Source organism: Phascolarctobacterium sp. Marseille-Q4147 (genome assembly GCF_017968825.1).
Classification (GTDB): Bacteria; Bacillota; Negativicutes; order Acidaminococcales; family Acidaminococcaceae; genus Phascolarctobacterium_A.
Map to the genome: position 1 here is coordinate 811,538 of NZ_CP072874.1, position 16,797 is coordinate 828,334.

Genomic DNA, 16,797 nt, shown 5'->3' on the forward strand with positions numbered 1-16,797 from the left:
CCACCTTTCATTTTTTATGCTAAAGCTTAAAAATACATATTAACCACAGTCATGTAAACAGGAATTACCAAAAGTCCGCCGATAATGGTGATAAACGAAAGCGCCGCCGCATACCGGCTGTCGCCGCCATACTGCTTGCAGACTATAGCCATCTGTGTCATTGCCGGCATAGCAGCCTGCATAGCAAACACCTTAACGGAAATCGGCGCTACATTAATCAACGGCACCAGGCACAACACGCACAACGGGCAGACAACAAAACGGCCGAACAAACCGCCCCAGATATCTCTTTCAAAATTGAAATCACGCAAGTTTATTTTGCTTATTTCAATACCGATAAAAACCAAAGACAGCGGCGTTGTCAGGTTGCCTACATATTGAAAGCCACGTGCCAAAAACCTCGGCAGCGGAATATTCAGCACTATAAGCAGAATTGCTGCTACGAAACCCATCAGCGGCGGTGACCACAGCTTTTTCAGCACCTGCATAGAAAAAATACCGCCGGATTTGCCTTCAATATCCGCAACTATATTCTGCACACCCAATGTCCAGAAGAAGGTCAGATTAACCATATAATACAGCATAACGGAAGGAATGCTTTCATCACCGAACAGCGCCAGATTTACCGGCAGGCCGATAAACATAGTGTTAGCTATAAAAAAATTGGTGACAAAAACGCCGCGTCTTCCCTGACGTACATGCAGCAGCTTGGCTGCTATTTTGCCTACAACCAGTGCCAAAAGCATGGAGCATACCGGCAGCAGCATATCAGGAGCCAGCTTGACCAGCTTTTCTGCCGTAAAATTTTTCGTCAGACTGGTAATCATATACAGCGGCAATGATACCGTCGTAACCAGCTTAGCAATCAAAGCACTGCTTTTATCATCAAACCAGCCTTTTTTACTGAGCACATAACCGATACCGACTACAAAAACAATCGTAAAAATACCATCGAGAGCTTGTAAAACAAAATTTATCATTGTAATCACCTTTTTTCAACGCACAACAAGGTACGGCTGTCCCTACCGTACCTTGCTATGCTAAATGGAGGAGTATTAGCATCTATGTGCTATGCATCTGTATATGTCAAGGAATTGCCTGATATACCATGTCCCTAAAATATATCATGGGGAAATTCCTTATGTTCGAGTAAATATAAGGTTATAGTAACGGAAAGCAAGTCTGCGCTGCCTCCCGGACTAATACGCCTTTGTAAGAAGTACCTCTCAGTCTCAGCTATCGCCATCCTGCCTTTTTCGGTGAAGACACTACCAAGGCTCAGAATGTTTTTAGCAATTCTCTGCACTTCCAGCAAAGTATCATAATCAGTGCGCCAGATAACGTTGCTGTCCTCAACAACAGTCATTAAAGATATCAATGCATGCACCAAAGCATCATTAATCGTCGCGCCTTTGTTAAAGGCATCTTCCAAAGCAGGCAGTCCATAGTTTACCACACTCGGGAAACCATTTTCAACCTCACCGCGAATGCCTGTAATGCCATATTTATAGTATAGCTTTTCGCCTGCTGTCATTGCAGCATGATCAAGATTCTTCAATTCCCTGGCTACTAAGCCTGCAGCCATTTCCTTAATCAGAGGCAGCAAAGCATCTCTGCTCAGCCCCATGTTCATAGCATAGCCGCTTACAGCGCTCACTATGCCGCCGGCGAATAAAATTCCCCGCTGTGTATTGACTCCCTTGGTCACTCTCAAAAGCTCTGCCTCTGCGCCAACGCCGTAGCTGCGCAGCTTGCAGAAAAGCTCTGCCAAGGTTCCTCTATGTGCCTGTCCGATATCCTGCAAATCGTTGAACGCTTTGCTCAGAACAGCGGAGCTCATCATAAAGGTAAAGATACTCATATCCTTATGCGCACCATTGGATAATCTGGTTACCAGACCTGGTTTAGGATGCGTAGATACTTCCAGTAAAATTGCCTGCGTCAGATATTGACCGACCTTTTGCAAATCAGCATCGAAAGGAGAAAGTCTGCAAGAATAAACTTCATTAGCGATTTTTATTTCATTATTGTCTACTCTTTGAAGTAAAAATTGTTCTTTACTCATTATACCTACCTACTTTCTCCGTATCAAATGCTTAGTTTTTTATATCATTAGCCAAATATCGCTTTAGTTAAGAAGTAGAAAACAGACGGGAAAGTCAAACAACCGGAACCAGTGTAGAAGGTTGCAGTCATTGCTGCATAAGGAACCAGCTTAGGATCGACTGCTGCCATACCAGCCGCAGTACCAGATGTTGTACCCATCAGACCGCCAAATACCATTGCAGCTTGCGGATTAGTCAAGCCAAGCGGTTTAGCAACTAACGGAGTAATAATCATTACTGCTACGGATTTTACAACACCTGCTGCAATACCAATAGCAATAACTTCAGAGGAAGCACCGAGAGCAGCGCCGGTTACAGGGCCAACAACGAAGGTACAAACACCGGCAGCAATCGTGATAATGCTTATGGTATCACGATAACCAAAAGCGTAAGCAACTATTACGCCTGCTACCCAGGAAATTACAAGTCCCATTACCAGAGAAAGTACACCGATAACGCCAACCTTTTTTATCTCACGCAAATCTGCACCAAACGCAGTAGATACGATAGCAAAGTCACGGAACATTGCACCACCCATCAAACCAACGCCGGCGAACAGAGGAATGGACGCAAGACCTTTAGCGCCACCACCAATGTAGGCTAAGATAAGGCCGAAGAAAATTGCTACTGCACTGCCATGAATACGTCCCTTGGAGAGTCCGGCAAACTTATATGCAATAAAGTTTGTAATACCTATAATAACGAAAGCAAAAATCAGTCCATTTTTGGTTAAAAGTTTGGTTAACATTGCCATAATGTCCATAAATAAACACCTCCCACCGTTTTTTACTCAGCTTTAGCTGCATGATTCTTACTCATAATAGGAATCAGCAAAAAGCCAAAAACCGTACACAGTAAGCCACCAAGAATTGCTACCGCACCACCGGAAATAGCAGCGACAACATTTTGAATAGAACTCATTGCAACTACGATAGGGATGTACATTGCAGACCAGAAAGCAATACCTTCCTGACTTTTTTTATCCAGCCATCCGGCATCAATGCCTTTATTGCTCAACAAAATGAGGAAAAGCATTGCAAAGCCTACACCACCAACATTTGCCTTAACGTGCAGTAAAGCACCGAGAATATCACCAAGAAAGTTACCGGCTAAGAAACATGCAGATAACAGAGCTACACCATAAATAACCATAATTACACCACCTTAGTACAATTTTTTATTATCGCTGCCCATAATAGGGCAGCGAAACAACTAAAGCCATTGCATTCAGTTCTTTACAAAAGTGTTATTCAACAATAGCAACAACTTGACCAGCACTTACACGGTCACCAGGCTGTACTTTGTACTCTTTTACTACGCCTGCTACCGGAGAAGGTACCAACTGTTTCATTTTCATTGCTTCCATAACAATCAGTACGTCACGAACTGCAACAGTGTCACCAACTTGTTTTTCAAAACGAACAATTTTACCAGGTACGCGAGATTTAATTTCCATGATTTTTTACTCCTTTTATTGTTAATTATTTAAGTGCTTTATTAATATCAGATCAATATGCTAATAAGTTAGCAGCTATTATTCAACGATAGCAACAACTTGGCCGGCGCTTACACGGTCGCCGGGTTGTACTTTGTACTCTTTTACTACGCCTGCTACCGGAGAAGGTACCAGTTGTTTCATTTTCATTGCTTCCATAACGATCAGTACGTCACGAACTGCAACAGTGTCACCAACTTGTTTTTCAAAGCGAACGATTTTACCGGGTACGCGAGATTTAATTTCCATGATTTTCTTACTCCTTTAATCTTTAAAATCTGGGGATTATTCCCCTAGCAGCTTTATTCAAATCCTATTTAAGCCTTACTCAGCCTGACAGCTGCAGAGACTTTCAGATTTCAAATATTGCATGACATCCTTACGGTTAAGCAAGGAGACATCTTCTAAACTTTTACCAAGTACAGTCTGAGTTTCCATAAATATTTCAGCAAGCTTGACACCGTAGCCATTGGGCAGATCAAGCTCAAAATCCATCTTAATTTCATTACAGCAGGCCTGTGCTGCGCGGTAAAACTGCAGCAGACGGTTATAACCGGCCGGTTTGACTATTAAATCGATATCTGAGTTTTCATCTGTATACGGCAGTCCTGTTATCAGCTCCAGGGCAGCAGAACCAAGTACGCCAATCTGCAGGTCAAACACATAAGCCAATTCATATAACTGACGCACTATCTGCATGCAACGGTTGCGCGTTGTAAAGGCAAACGCCCTGCGTGTCAGGACCTCATAAGGTGTCATAATCGTAACTATATCATCAGCAGCAGTACAAGCACCTATACGGATACGGTTTCCTTCTATACGTTTATGATGGACAAAGCCAATGGCAATTCCCTCTGTATTTTCCGCATCATTACGACGGATAAAACCGGGAATATCCACATTGCCCTGTAAAACCTCTTCTGCAAGATGCTTACTTTCGCCATCATAGCGTGGGGAAATATCGCTCCAGATTTTGTCTTTTCCCTGCTTCGATATAAATACCAGATTATGTCTTTTTAATTGCGTTTCGTCCATGTCGGGTCCGCCTTCGCTTTCTGTTGATAATCGAGCTGTGCCTGTACCAGATCATCAAAGAATCTGGTCTTTTCCGGCCCTTCGATTACAATGCCTTGCTGCTTGCCGGCTGTAATGTAATCAGGTGTCAGTTCCAGTACAGTGTGCTCGGCACCTGTAACTACATCCGGACTAATCTTGACTACACGGCCCTTAATGCGCAATATCGATCTTGCTACACGGCCTAAGGTAACAGTAGAAGTAAGTGTTGTAGCTTTTACAATCACTTCATATTCAGGATAAGTACGCTCACGACGATAGGTAATTACCTTACCGTTACGGTTACATACATGACCGCTTTTGGAAACAGGGAAGCTGTCACCCATAGGCAAACCGCCTACAACCAGCTCATACATATCCTGCCCGCCGTTATCAGGCAGCTTTACAAGCTCTATATCGTCACGCACCGGCACTCCGTCCATGCACAGCCAGCCAAATTCCTGGCAGCCATACAAGTCATGAACCTCCGCATTCAGAACCTCCTGCGCTATCGGCAGCAGTTCCAAATCCAAAGGCGTACCAGCAGTAAGCAAAACAATATCTTTTGGCAGCTCATCCGCAACACCCATATGCTTAGCATCTTCCAAGGAAGCTCTGATAAAAGAAGATTCACCTACAACAGCCTTCGGCTGGAATTCATAAAGCGCTGCCAAAAAAGCATCTCTGCTGGACCGCACCAAAAAATCCCATTGCAGGCCATATTTTTTAAAGGCTTCACCACTGAAAACATTTACCAGAGGAGGATAAGTAACAAGAACCCTATCCCCTGCTTTAAGACCTGCCCGCTCCAGAACCGTAAAGGAAGCCTTCACGCGTGCAGGCAGTTCAGCAAAAGTAATGCCGACAATATTTTGAAAAGCAGATGAACCTGTAGTAAAAGTAAGATAAGCAAGATTAAGGGGAGTATGAACCTCTTCTATCGTATGGGCAGCGGTCGGTCCCGCAATGCCTTTGTCAGCTAATGTCTTGCGCGGCATCTCTGCAAATGTAGGCGCAGAACCAAAGTCCTTAACCATCGATGCTATTTCAGCCAGAATTCCTTTCATACTACCCCTTCTTTCTGAAAAAATTTATGCGTTGATATATTTATCAGCTACTGCAGCAAACTCTTCGTTCATTTTAGCCATAGCTTTCAGACGATTTACACGGCCACCACGCTCGTTGCCGTCCAGGCCACGGCCCCAAGGACCGAGCTGTTCATATTTATCGGCAGCTTTAAGCTCCTGTACTTCCTTGATATGCTTTGCAATGGTATCACGCATATTTTCAACCTTGTGAACGATTTCTTTTACGCCACCCAGGTTGTAGAAGAAGTTAACGCCAGGTGCGAATACCGGGTTAACCTTTGCCAGCTCTTCCAGACGCTCAATATCCATCTTAGTGATACGGGAAATAGAGGTCAGAGGCATTACGTGAATCATAGTGCCGAATTCCGGAGAAAGGGCAAGGATTTCGTCAGCCTGCAGGCCATGGCACAGGAATGCGCCGGAGATTGCACGGCCGATTACCATTGCTACGATAGGATGACCGGATTTGCGTGCTTCAGCCAATGCCAGCTGGTAAGCACCGGTAGATTTGTTCATGCCGGCAATTTCTTCCATTTTGCCGGGGCCGTTGCCCGGGGTGTCTACGATCAGAACAATCGGGCGTTTTTCAGCTTCCGGTTTATCTTTATCAGCTTCCATAGTACGGTATACTGCGGTAGCCATCTTGTAGCCTTCTTCCAGACCGATTACGCCACCGAATACAACCGGGAAGCGGTCATTGAAAGCATATGCATCGTTTGCGATAACAGTTACAGTTTCATCTTTCAGCTTAGCGGTACCAACTACTGCACCCGGGCCATAGTCAGGATCGAACTCAGCAGTGCCGATTTTGTTTTCTTCGAAGGAGCCTGCGTCAACAATCATTTCAATTGCATCACGGCCACGGCCAATCATAGTGTTTTCCATTTCATCCATGTTTCTTTACCTCCTTCTCTTATGCACGCGGTCTGCGTTTAACAACTTTCAGGAATTCCTCGGTAGTCATTTCCGGAAGTTCAGCAGGGTTTTCGTTACCATAGTATTTCCACAGGTCCATGGAATCCTTAGGCTGCATTTCAGCTACCAGCTTAACCAGACCTTGCTGTTCCTGAACCAGTTTCAGAGAGCCGATGCGGCGCATTTTTTCGATAGCCTCCATGGAGAGGTCAGCAACCTCAGCCAGAGCAGCTTTGAAATCGCCGACGGTGTCTTCAACCAGATAGTTGCAGTCGCCGATGATGTATTTATGCTTAGCACCGGTAGTACGATATACCAGAGCTTTGTTGGAAGCGTCGAATTCGTCCTTGCCCATTTCCTGCTCAATTACTTCAGGACCGGTCAGACCGATACGGCCTTCTTCATTCATAACGATAACGTCGGTAGCAGCAGCTACGAAACCCATACCGCCGAAGCAGCCAACCTTGGAGCCTACAACTGCAACAATCGGCAGAATGCGGCGGCAATCCTGGATTGCGTCCATAACCTCAGCATGAGCCAGCAGGCCGGCATTTGCTTCGTGCAGACGAACACCGCCGGTTTCAAAGGAGATAGCAACCAGAGGACGACGAGCGTCATAGTCATCAGCATGAGCAGCTTTGATGTCTTTAGCTGCTTTCAGAGCCAGGCGCAGGGTGTTAACCATTTTCGCACCGTTAACTTCGCCGATAGCACCGCCGATGAATTTGCCTTCCATAGAAACCACGAATACAGGATGCTTGCCAATCAGGCCAACACCGGTTACGGTGCCGTCATCAAACTCTACTGCAGTACCGAGTACCGGCAGATGCGGACTTTCAAAGCGATCATGAGGTCCGAGCAGTTCGGTAAAGGTGCCTTTGTCGCACAGACCTACAGCGCGTTCACGGGCATTAGCATCAAAGAAGCTGCTTTTTTCCAATTCATTCCAGTTTTTCATCTTATTCAGCCTCCTTTGCGGTTGCTTCTGCCAGAGCCTGGCGCAATCTCATGTATACTACGATAGGAGTAGCATTATCGTCGTTGATTTCAATAACGATGTTGCCTACACCGGTATCGTTAACGAATTTACCCAGCATTTTTTCCCAAACAGCGTCAAATCCTTTTACCGGAGTGCATACTTTAGCCTGAACTTTGCCGCCGAGGTCTTTTTTGGTAAACATAACTTCCAGGTCACCAGAGCCGGTTACGCCCATATGGGACCATTCCGGTTTAATGGTTTGGGTATTTTCAGATTCAAACTCAAATTCCAGATTTTGTAATGCCATTTTAAGCTCCTCCTATTACCAGTTTCTGAATTTAGCAGGCGGATTGTACAAGCCACCGGACCATTCAACCAGGTCATGTACGTTCTTAGCTGCCAGCATGGAGCGGTTAGTTCTGCTCATATCGATACCCAGGTCTTGCGGAGTCTTGATAATACCCAGCTCACGCAGACGTTTGGTTTCTTTCGGGTCTGCTTTCATACCGACTTCGGTGAAGCCTGCAATACCACGGATAGCAGCAGTACGCTCTTCCATGTTACGGCACTTCGGCAGGTATGCGATACCTTCTTCAGTAATGATATGAGTCAGGTCATCGCCGTAAATCATAACAGGTTCAATAGACAGGTTAGCGTTTTTAGCCAGCTTGAAAGCATCCAGCTCTTCTACGAAGCCAGGAGCCAGTTTTTCACGGAAGGTTTCTGCAAGCTGTACAACAAGGCGTTTACCGCGATGTACAGGTCCCCACATCTCTTTGTTAAGTGCATATTCTTCGCCGCATTTGAGCCATGCGCCGGAGGAATGACGACGGCCTTTCGGGTCGCAGCCCATGTTCGGTGCGCCGCCGAAGCCTGCAACACGGTTAGCGGTTGCGGTGGAGCTGTTGCCGTACGGGTCAATCTGCAGAGTGCCGCCGATGAACATGTCAATTGCATAGTGGCCTGCAGTTTGAGAGAATGCACGGTTGGAACGCATGGAACCATCCGGACCAACGAAGAAGATATCGCTGCGGGCAGCTACATAATCTTCCATGCCCAGCTCGCCGCCGAAGCAGTGAACGGATTCTACCCAACCGGTTTCGATTGCAGGAATCAGAGTCGGATGCGGATTCAAGATGAAGTTCTTGCAGATCTTGCCTTTCAGGCCAAGCTCTTCGCCGTAGGTCGGCAGCAAGAGTTCGATAGCAGCGGTATCAAAGCCGATACCATGATTCAGGGAAGCTACTTCATATTCACCGTAAATGCCTTTGATTGCCATCATGCCTTTGAGTACCTGTGCATCGGTAATCAGTGCCGGGTCACGGGTGAACAGAGGCTCAATGTAGAACGGTTTCGGAGATTGGATTACATAGTCAACCCAATCGCCGGGGATATCAACACGAGGCAGCTTGTCAACGATTTTGTTTACCTGAGCGATAACAATGCCTTGACGGAATTTAGTTGCTTCAACGATTGCCGGAGTATCCTCAGTGCTGAAGCCGGTGAACAGATTGCCTTCTCTGTCAGCCATAGTAGCTGCAACGAGGGCAACACGCGGAGTCAAGTCTACAAAATAACGGCCATATAATTCCAGATAGGTGTGGATAGCGCCAAGCTCCAGTTTGCCTTCTTGCAGGAATTGTGCAATACGGCCAGCCTGTGGACCAGAGAAAGACATATCCAGCTTTTTAGCAATACCTTTTTCGAATACATCCAGATGTTCAGGAAGAGTCAACACGGATTGAACCATGTGCAGATCATGAATCTTAGCGGGATCAACTTGGCACAGGCATTTTGCCAGGAAGTCAGCTTGCTTTTGGTTGTTACCTTCGATGTTAACCTTGTCGTAAGGTTTGATTACAGCTTCCAGCAAAGCAACTGTATCTTTTGCATCAACAATTTTCCCTTCCTTGACCAGCGGAGCAGCATTTTTTGCGCGCTCCATTGCGTCCTTTTTCAGAGTGTCCCACTCACGGGTAACTTTTTTGAACTCCATTACGGTCTCTCCTTTCTGAATTAAGAAAAGCTTCATATAATAAATCGGACAAAAAAAGAGCTTAAGGTTAACAGCCACTTAAACTGACTGTCTGCTCTCGCTCTCTCTATCACCAATATGAAATTTTAATTGTGATTCAGTCCGATAATATATGCATTTATATATGCATTACGCCTAAACCTGCACGCTCATGATTAGTCATATAGTGCAGTGCAGATTTCCCAAACAGGGCAACTGCTATCCAATGCTCGTTTCTTGATACAGCAATTTTCAACGCCAGACTTGCACTTGTACTGACACTCACTAACAACCCTCTTTTAGCCTCTTCTGTAGCATGAATGACTGCATGAATATCATTGCTCTTTTTTTCAATAAGTCCTGAATTTAAACAAGCCCCAATAACAGCCCGGTTAATTCTCTCATTGAAATCATCAAAACTGGTTTTTCCTCCCACCTCAGTGACTACAGCTTTTAACCCTTTCTTCGCCACCAGCTTTTTGGCTAAATCCTCATCATAAATCGTCTGAGTCAAAGCCAACATCATTGCTGCGGTTCCAGGGCTGACAATACTACTTTCCAGAAACCCCGGAACAGTACTAGCTGCCATACAAATCACTCCTTCTATTTCAAACCTCCGCAGAGCTCTTATCGGATACTTATTTCACCAAAGTTAAAGCTTTGGACTATCCCTTGCTCGTTGCGCACTATAATTGCACCTTCCTCATCTACATCTATTACAGTACCGGCAAAAACAACCTGGTCATTATCCTTCACCAGCACGTGTTTGCCGACTGTACAATTAAGCTTTTGCCATTCTTTCATCACAACATCTGCGCCCAGCAGCAGCCACTTGTCATACAAGATACCAAAATCTTCCATAATGGCAACCAGCACCTGGTCACAAGTAAAGTCCTTATGCAGGCTGGCATTGAGCGAAGCCGCAGTTGCAGCTACTTCCGCTGGGAAGTCTGCAGCTGACAGCGCCACATTTACGCCAATACCGACGATAGCATAATCTATTACGCCGTTTTCATCAAGCTGTAGCTCAGAAAGAATGCCGCAGATTTTTTGACCGTCTAATAGCAGGTCATTAGGCCACTTTATTTTGACGCTTTCTGTATTGTACAGTCTGCGTACGGCCTTAGCCACAGCTACGCCTGCAAGCAAGGTAATTTGAGCAGCAAATTGGGGATCGATTTGCGGACGAAGGATAACGGTAAACCATAGGCCGCCAAGCGGAGAGTTCCAGACACGGTGCATACGGCCATGTCCGCCCTCCTGCCTGGCAGCAACAATAACGGTTCCTTCAGGAGCGCCCTCTTGGGCCATAGCTACAGCAGTTTCATTTGTTGATTTCAATACATCAAATTCTCGAAGCTGTATTTTCATAATAATTTATCAGGTTAATTATTTAACCAGACCGATGGTTGCAATGAATACGCCGCAAGCGATAGCGGATACGATAACACCACCGATATTGGCACCCATTGCCACAGGCATAACAACAGAGAACGGATCTTCATCCTCAGCAGCATGCTGAGCAATTTTAGCAGTGGTCGGTACGCAGGATACGCCGGCAATACCAACAACCGGGTTGAAGTCACCTTTCTTGAACCAGTAAACAACGTAACCGCCAAGGATACCAACTGCGCCGGAAACTGCCAGAGCAAGAATACCCAGAACAATCAGCGGAGCAACTTTCGGGTTCAGCAGGGTGGAAGCTTCGCACAGGGTGCCAAGCAACAGTCCGAGCATCAGAGTACCGGTGTACAGCAGGGTGTTTTCAACCAAATCCTGGTAAGGTACAATTTCGGATTCTTTAATAGCCATACCCAGGAAGAAGGACATAATCAGCGGAGCAGCCATCGGCAGTAGCAGGCAAAGCAATCCACAGCATACCAGAATGAAGATGAATTTTTTTGCTTTCGGAACTTCCGGAGCATAGTACATAATATCTTTACCGCGCAAAGCTTTCGGAACCATTAATTTTACCAGCCAAGGATAGCCGGCATAAGTCAGAGACAGATACAGGTAAGCAATTACAGAAATCGGAACGAACAGGTGCGGAGCAAGCATCAGGGAGGTGAACAGAACCATCGGTCCGTCAGCACCGCCGATAGAAGCAACTGCTGCAGCTTCCGGAGGTGTCAGGCCAAGATGTACGCCCAAAACCAAAGTTACGAAGGTACCGCATTCAGCGAATATAGCGATAATAATGGAAGTCCAGGGGTTAGCCAGAATAAAGCCGATTTCACACATTGCACCGACGCCCAGGAATACTACGCAGGCAACCAGACTGTTGCTGAAGGTCAGGTTGTAAATCGGCTGCAGGAAGTTAATCTGCATAATATCAACCAATTTTGCAGGATCAGAAACCAACGGATCCAGGAACAGAGTACCCAGCTTGCCGCCATCTAAAAACAGCACGCCGCAGTTAATACAAATCATACCAATACCCATCGGCACCATAATCAACGGCTCAAGGATACGTTTAAAGCCTAAGTAAGCTAAAATAAAACCAAATGCAATAAGTGCGATTCTGGCAATAGCAATGGTTGTATCTTGAACCATCAAAGACGCAATGCCAGGGAATAATTGTGCAACGATATTTCCATCCATTGTTATTCCATACCTCCTTCATCATTACTACCGCCCATAATCTTGTTGAGCAGTACTACAGCACCAATCATAACCAGAGCAATTGCTGCGGTAAATGCGTAAGAAAACAACGCATAAAGTTCAACGCTCATAATTAATCTCCTTTCGTCATATAAGAAAATCTAATAATTTTTATAATTGCGGATATTTCTATTGCGGTAATTTCCGGACATCACAGCAAATAAAAATATCCTTTTCTGCTTGCGGCGGAAAAGGATACAATACATCTGGGTACAGATATCTCGTATACACTCCGTCTCTCGCAGAAATATATAACATAATCAAGGCTGCAATCTGACTTAGCTTCTTAAAGCTGGCTTCAAGAAGCATCACAGTGGCGTGACCGTAGCAGATTTTCACTGCTTCCCTTAATTTACTCTGCACAAGGCAGGCACCTCAATCAGTTTTTTAGTTGTTCTCTCAAAAATACAATCTCATTACTTACAAAAACTAATTTCATATTTTACCCTAGAAAAACAAAAAGAGACTGAATGAAATTTCTCATAATCACTCAGTCTCCTATATTCTATTTTATAAGTATATATGATAGTAGCTTTTTTCTCACAGTCTCTCTATGTTTTTTATTTTATATCACTTTTGTATGTTTGTCAACAATTTTGGGAAAATTTATTTTTTAAGCCAGTTTAATGGTATTACTTCAATAATATCAGTTTACGTTCTTCAGCCTCGCTTTGATATATTTCTGTATTATACATGATTGTATTCCCTGTTTTTCACTATTATTTGTTACAACTTATATTGGTATTTCTCCACCGCTAGTGTATAATAGCAATTAGGAGGAATCTACTATGCATTTACAAAAAACAGCTCTCGTTCTGGAGGGCGGCGGCATGCGGGGAATGTTTTCCGCCGGTGTGTTTGAAGCCTTTCTGGCGCATCAGCTCACATTTCCCTACATCACTGCCGTTTCTGCCGGAGCCTGCAATATTTTATCATATATGTCTGCCCAACCGCTGCGCACACGCCAGATTATCGAACACTACGTCACCGACAAGCGTTACTTCAGCGTGCGCAACTGGATTAAAAGCGGCAGTATCTTCGGCTTTGACTTTATCTTCAAGGAGCTGCCCAAGCAACTGCTTCCCTTTGACTATGCAGCCTACCGCGCCTATCCCGGCACGCTGCAGGTAGCTGCTACCGATATCGTCAACGGCGAAAGCGTCTGGTATGACCAAAAAGCATTGGGCCAGGACTTTATTCCGGTGCGCGCTTCTTCCTCCATGCCCTTCGTTGCCCCTGTTGTCAAGCATGAAGGCCGTGCGCTGCTCGACGGTGCGCTGCTGGCACCCATCCCCTACCAAAAAGCACTCGACGCAGGCTACGAAAAGCTCATCGTTGTGCTCACACGTAACGAAGGCTACCGCAAGAAAAAAGGCGTGCCCAAATTCCTGCTCAAATCAGTGTACAAAAAATATCCCAAGCTGTGGGAAATTATGGAGCAGCGCCCCAGGCTCTACAATGAGCAGCTGGAGGCTGTCGAACAACTGGAACGCGAAGGCAAGGCTGTCATCATCCGCCCGCAGATTCCGCTTACGATTGATAAATTCGATATCAAGCCGCACAAGCTGCTGGCACTGCATGACCATGGCATCGGCTGCGGACTGGCTGCAATCGATAAGATAAAAGAATTAGAGCTACAATAATTTTATTTTCTTTGAGCCTAGTGTAATTTAGTGTATAATATATTTAATTTTAAAACAACCGACAAAATACTTTTGTTCCTTGGAGGTTCACATGAAAATAAAATTAGGCATTATCGGCGAAGAACATGCCATAAATATTTTGCAAGAAGTCATCGAAGAATATGATGACTATGAAGTTTCTATTTTCATTGATAATGATGAAACTCGCACATTGAATATTATTGCCAACCATCAGCAGGAGGTTGACACCTGGCTCGTATTCGACCAGATAAATTATCTGCGTATCGAAAAATGGGGCAAAGTACAAAAGCCTGTCTACTACATCCCTTACCGCGGTGCCAGCTTTTACAAAACGCTCTGTGCTGCTATTCACCAAGGCTTTAATATCGATGAATTGAGTATCGATACAATACCTTATTATGATATTACCCGCGGTCTTGATGATATGCAGATAACCTATAACGTTATCAACCATTTGTCCGATGAGCACGCTGACTTACCGCTTGACAGCTATGTGACATTTCATCGCAAGCTTTTCAAAAAAGGCATAACAAAGGCTGCTGTCACAAAAAGTTGCTACGTTAAAAGCTTATTGGAGCAGGAAGGCATTCCGACCTTCTGTATCATTCCGATACGTGTTACGATACGTAATATTTTAAATCTGATTTTAAGTCATTTCCGCATAAAAAATTTACAGGAATGCCAGATTGCTGTACAAGTATTCAGTTTTAATCTGCTGGGAGAAAAAGATAATTTTTATTCCGTAGACGACTTATACAGCAGGGAAATCGCCATTTCGCAAAAGCTCATCAGCTACACCAAAAACATCAGTGGCTCGTTGAAGCCTGCCAACGAAGGTAATTTTTATATTTTCACCACACGTGGTTGCTTAGAGCAGCTTACCAACAGCTTCACCAGTCTGCCGGACTTGCCAATGCTGCACGATTTAAGCAAAAGCCTTCGTGCCTGCGGCATCGGTATAGGCAATAGCGCCCGCGAAGCCGAATATAATGCTGTTATTGCCTTAAAGCATGCTTGTGCCGATAAAAAAGGCAGCTGGTATGTCGTACTTGACGACAAAACCATCAGCGGTCCTTTTGGAAGTGCGCAACAGATAGATTATCAATATGCCTCCGCACAGTTGGAAGAAGTAAGCAAAAAAACATCTCTCAGCCAGGCAACTCTAAGCAAAATTTGCCACGCATTGAAAATTTACGGACGCGATGAGCTTAATGCGCAGGAGCTTGCCACGATACTGCAGATCCTGCCCCGCAGCGCCCGTCGCATTCTCACCTGCCTGACGGAGCATGGTTATGCCGAAGAAATCCGCTCGGAAATGTCTGAAACCAAAGGACGCCCACGCAAAATATACAAAATAAAATTATAAACACTTCTCTCTTAAGCTGAGGTTCAGTAACAAACTGTAACCTCAGCTTTTTTGATTAAGAATTTTGTATACATTAGTCTGCTTTATTGACTTACTCACGTTAATGTATTATTCTCTATTTGTGGTCTTATCCTTTATTAGACCTTTAATGTTTTTTCTGAGGGGGAATTAAACTATGACACTACAAATGATTATCGGTCTTATTGTTGTCGCTATAATGATTTATTTAATGGCGAAGCGTAAAGATCCCAAAACACTGCTTTTTGCAGCAGGCATGATTATGATTTTGCTGGCCGGTGACTTAACCGGCACCTTCAAAGCGTTTTCTGCATCCATGAAGCAGGCAAATGTTTTTGAAACAATTATTACTTCCATGGGCTTTGCCGCAGTAGTTAAGCTATGCGGTGCCGATAAGCATCTTGTTTCTCTGTTTGCCAAAATCCTGAAAAAAGCAGGGCCTTTCTTAATTATAGGTGTAGCTTTAGCCACCATGGTCGTCAACACCTCCATTACAAGTGCTGCCGGCGTAACTGCAGCGATGGGTACTGTTTTCATCCCGCTGATGGTTGCCTCCGGTATCCCGGTTCCACTGGCAGCCGGCGCTATCATGTGCGGTCTTTATGGCGGTAACCTCAATCCCGGGCACGTGCATCCTACAATCGTAGCTCATCTGGCAGGCGTTGAAGGCATGGATTTCGTACACGTTGCTGCTCCTGCCTTAATTGCTTCTGTAGTGGTAAGCTCCTGCGTTTTAACCTGTATGGCCTTTTATCTGCGCAAAAAACATGGAAAAGAGGCTATTGCTGCCCAAGCTGCCGCTTTCGGCGAAGTAGAAATTATCAAAGCTAATCCGCTATACGCTGTTTTACCGCTTGTACCTATCATCATCTTGCTTTTGGGCAACCTGAAAATAGTACCGGCCTTTAAAATGCCTGTGCCGCATGCTATGATTATCGGCTGTCTTTTATGTATGATTGTTACGCGTACCAATCCGCAAGAAGTTACCAAAGAGTTTTTCAAAGCCATGGGTACAGCATTCGGCAATGTTTTCGGTTTGTTAATCTGCGTTAACATTTTTGTTGCTGGCTTAACAAAATTAGGCTTCATCAAAATGCTCATAGGTTTCATGACTACTTCTCCGTCTATCGCCAAGCTTGCAGCAGTTTTCGGCCCATTCATCATGACCTTAATCTGCGGCAGCGGCGAATCCGCTTCTATAGCGTTCAATGAAGCAGTCAGCGTTCATGCATCCCGATTTGGTATGGACACCCTCCATATGGGAGCAATGGTAGTACTCTCCGGTGGCATCGGCCGCTCCATGGCAATGTTCTCCGCAGCTATGATTCTGTGTGCCGGTATCGCCAAATTACAACCGATGGATATTATCAAATATAATGGTTGGGCAATGTTTGCTGCTCTGCTCACCGCAGCAGCATTCCTGATGTTTTAACATAAGC

The 16,797-nt window shown here is 44.9% G+C and carries 19 protein-coding genes; 3 read left to right on the forward strand and 16 right to left on the reverse strand.

All coding sequences use genetic code 11. The features are described 5' to 3' along the window. Positions 1-26 precede the first annotated feature (26 nt). From KAH19_RS03795 to KAH19_RS10975, 16 genes are all read right to left on the reverse strand, one after another. Positions 27-980: an AEC family transporter gene (locus KAH19_RS03795; protein WP_210685161.1), complete on the reverse strand. Its 954-nt coding sequence runs from the start codon at positions 978-980 to the stop codon at positions 27-29. 134 nt (positions 981-1,114) lie between these two features. Beyond that, positions 1,115-2,065, reverse strand: a complete 951-nt coding sequence (locus tag KAH19_RS03800; RefSeq protein ID WP_210685162.1) for a triphosphoribosyl-dephospho-CoA synthase — start codon at positions 2,063-2,065, stop codon at positions 1,115-1,117. A 47-nt stretch (positions 2,066-2,112) separates the two neighbouring features. Next, positions 2,113-2,868: a malonate transporter subunit MadM gene (gene madM, locus KAH19_RS03805; protein WP_246869423.1), complete on the reverse strand. Its 756-nt coding sequence runs from the start codon at positions 2,866-2,868 to the stop codon at positions 2,113-2,115. A 23-nt stretch (positions 2,869-2,891) separates the two neighbouring features. Further along, the gene (gene madL, locus KAH19_RS03810) at positions 2,892-3,257 is read right to left on the reverse strand and encodes a malonate transporter subunit MadL (RefSeq protein WP_210685163.1); all 366 of its coding nucleotides are present in this window, start codon (positions 3,255-3,257) and stop codon (positions 2,892-2,894) included. Positions 3,258-3,351: 94 nt separating this feature from the next. After that, positions 3,352-3,561, reverse strand: coding sequence for an acetyl-CoA carboxylase biotin carboxyl carrier protein subunit (locus tag KAH19_RS03815; RefSeq protein WP_210685164.1), 210 nt, complete (start codon positions 3,559-3,561; stop codon positions 3,352-3,354). 78 nt (positions 3,562-3,639) lie between these two features. Further along, entirely contained in the window at positions 3,640-3,849 is a 210-nt protein-coding gene (locus tag KAH19_RS03820) for an acetyl-CoA carboxylase biotin carboxyl carrier protein subunit (protein ID WP_210685164.1), read from the reverse strand. A gap of 75 nt (positions 3,850-3,924) precedes the next feature. Next, complete coding sequence (locus tag KAH19_RS03825; RefSeq protein ID WP_210685165.1) at positions 3,925-4,635, reverse strand: phosphoribosyl-dephospho-CoA transferase MdcG domain-containing protein; 711 nt, start codon at positions 4,633-4,635, stop codon at positions 3,925-3,927. Next, complete coding sequence (locus KAH19_RS03830; RefSeq protein ID WP_210685166.1) at positions 4,617-5,720, reverse strand: acyl carrier protein; 1,104 nt, start codon at positions 5,718-5,720, stop codon at positions 4,617-4,619. Before KAH19_RS03830 ends, KAH19_RS03825 begins: the two co-directional genes overlap by 19 nt. A 24-nt stretch (positions 5,721-5,744) precedes the next feature. Continuing rightward, positions 5,745-6,626 carry a biotin-independent malonate decarboxylase subunit gamma gene (gene mdcE, locus KAH19_RS03835; protein ID WP_363317001.1) on the reverse strand — a complete coding sequence of 294 codons (882 nt, stop codon included), beginning with the start codon at positions 6,624-6,626 and terminating at the stop codon, positions 5,745-5,747. Between the two features lie 28 nt (positions 6,627-6,654). Next, the gene (locus tag KAH19_RS03840; RefSeq protein ID WP_210685168.1) at positions 6,655-7,614 is read right to left on the reverse strand and encodes a biotin-independent malonate decarboxylase subunit beta; all 960 of its coding nucleotides are present in this window, start codon (positions 7,612-7,614) and stop codon (positions 6,655-6,657) included. 1 nt (position 7,615) lies between these two features. Next, positions 7,616-7,942, reverse strand: a complete 327-nt coding sequence (mdcC, locus tag KAH19_RS03845) for a malonate decarboxylase acyl carrier protein (protein ID WP_210685169.1) — start codon at positions 7,940-7,942, stop codon at positions 7,616-7,618. Between the two features lie 15 nt (positions 7,943-7,957). Beyond that, positions 7,958-9,631, reverse strand: a complete 1,674-nt coding sequence (gene mdcA, locus KAH19_RS03850; RefSeq protein WP_210685170.1) for a malonate decarboxylase subunit alpha — start codon at positions 9,629-9,631, stop codon at positions 7,958-7,960. A 157-nt stretch (positions 9,632-9,788) separates the two neighbouring features. Beyond that, a complete protein-coding gene (locus tag KAH19_RS03855; protein WP_210685171.1) occupies positions 9,789-10,238 on the reverse strand; it encodes a HutP family protein in 450 nt (149 codons plus the stop codon). Between the two features lie 38 nt (positions 10,239-10,276). Then, entirely contained in the window at positions 10,277-11,020 is a 744-nt protein-coding gene (locus KAH19_RS03860) for a biotin--[acetyl-CoA-carboxylase] ligase (protein ID WP_210685172.1), read from the reverse strand. Between the two features lie 18 nt (positions 11,021-11,038). Then, complete coding sequence (madB, locus tag KAH19_RS03865; RefSeq protein WP_210685173.1) at positions 11,039-12,250, reverse strand: Na+-transporting malonate decarboxylase, carboxybiotin decarboxylase subunit; 1,212 nt, start codon at positions 12,248-12,250, stop codon at positions 11,039-11,041. Positions 12,251-12,252: 2 nt separating this feature from the next. Further along, the gene (locus tag KAH19_RS10975) at positions 12,253-12,381 is read right to left on the reverse strand and encodes a hypothetical protein (protein WP_256437809.1); all 129 of its coding nucleotides are present in this window, start codon (positions 12,379-12,381) and stop codon (positions 12,253-12,255) included. A gap of 717 nt (positions 12,382-13,098) precedes the next feature. On the opposite strand from KAH19_RS10975, the gene KAH19_RS03870 reads away from it, so the two are divergent. The 3 genes from KAH19_RS03870 (at position 13,099) to dcuC (ending at position 16,790) form a co-directional block, all read left to right on the forward strand. Continuing rightward, positions 13,099-13,953 (forward strand): patatin family protein, encoded by an 855-nt coding sequence (locus KAH19_RS03870; protein WP_210685174.1) that lies wholly within the window; start codon positions 13,099-13,101, stop codon positions 13,951-13,953. A 91-nt stretch (positions 13,954-14,044) separates the two neighbouring features. Further along, the gene (locus KAH19_RS03875; RefSeq protein WP_210685175.1) at positions 14,045-15,340 is read left to right on the forward strand and encodes a hypothetical protein; all 1,296 of its coding nucleotides are present in this window, start codon (positions 14,045-14,047) and stop codon (positions 15,338-15,340) included. Between the two features lie 175 nt (positions 15,341-15,515). Beyond that, positions 15,516-16,790 (forward strand): C4-dicarboxylate transporter DcuC, encoded by a 1,275-nt coding sequence (gene dcuC, locus KAH19_RS03880; protein WP_210685176.1) that lies wholly within the window; start codon positions 15,516-15,518, stop codon positions 16,788-16,790. Positions 16,791-16,797 lie beyond the last annotated feature (7 nt).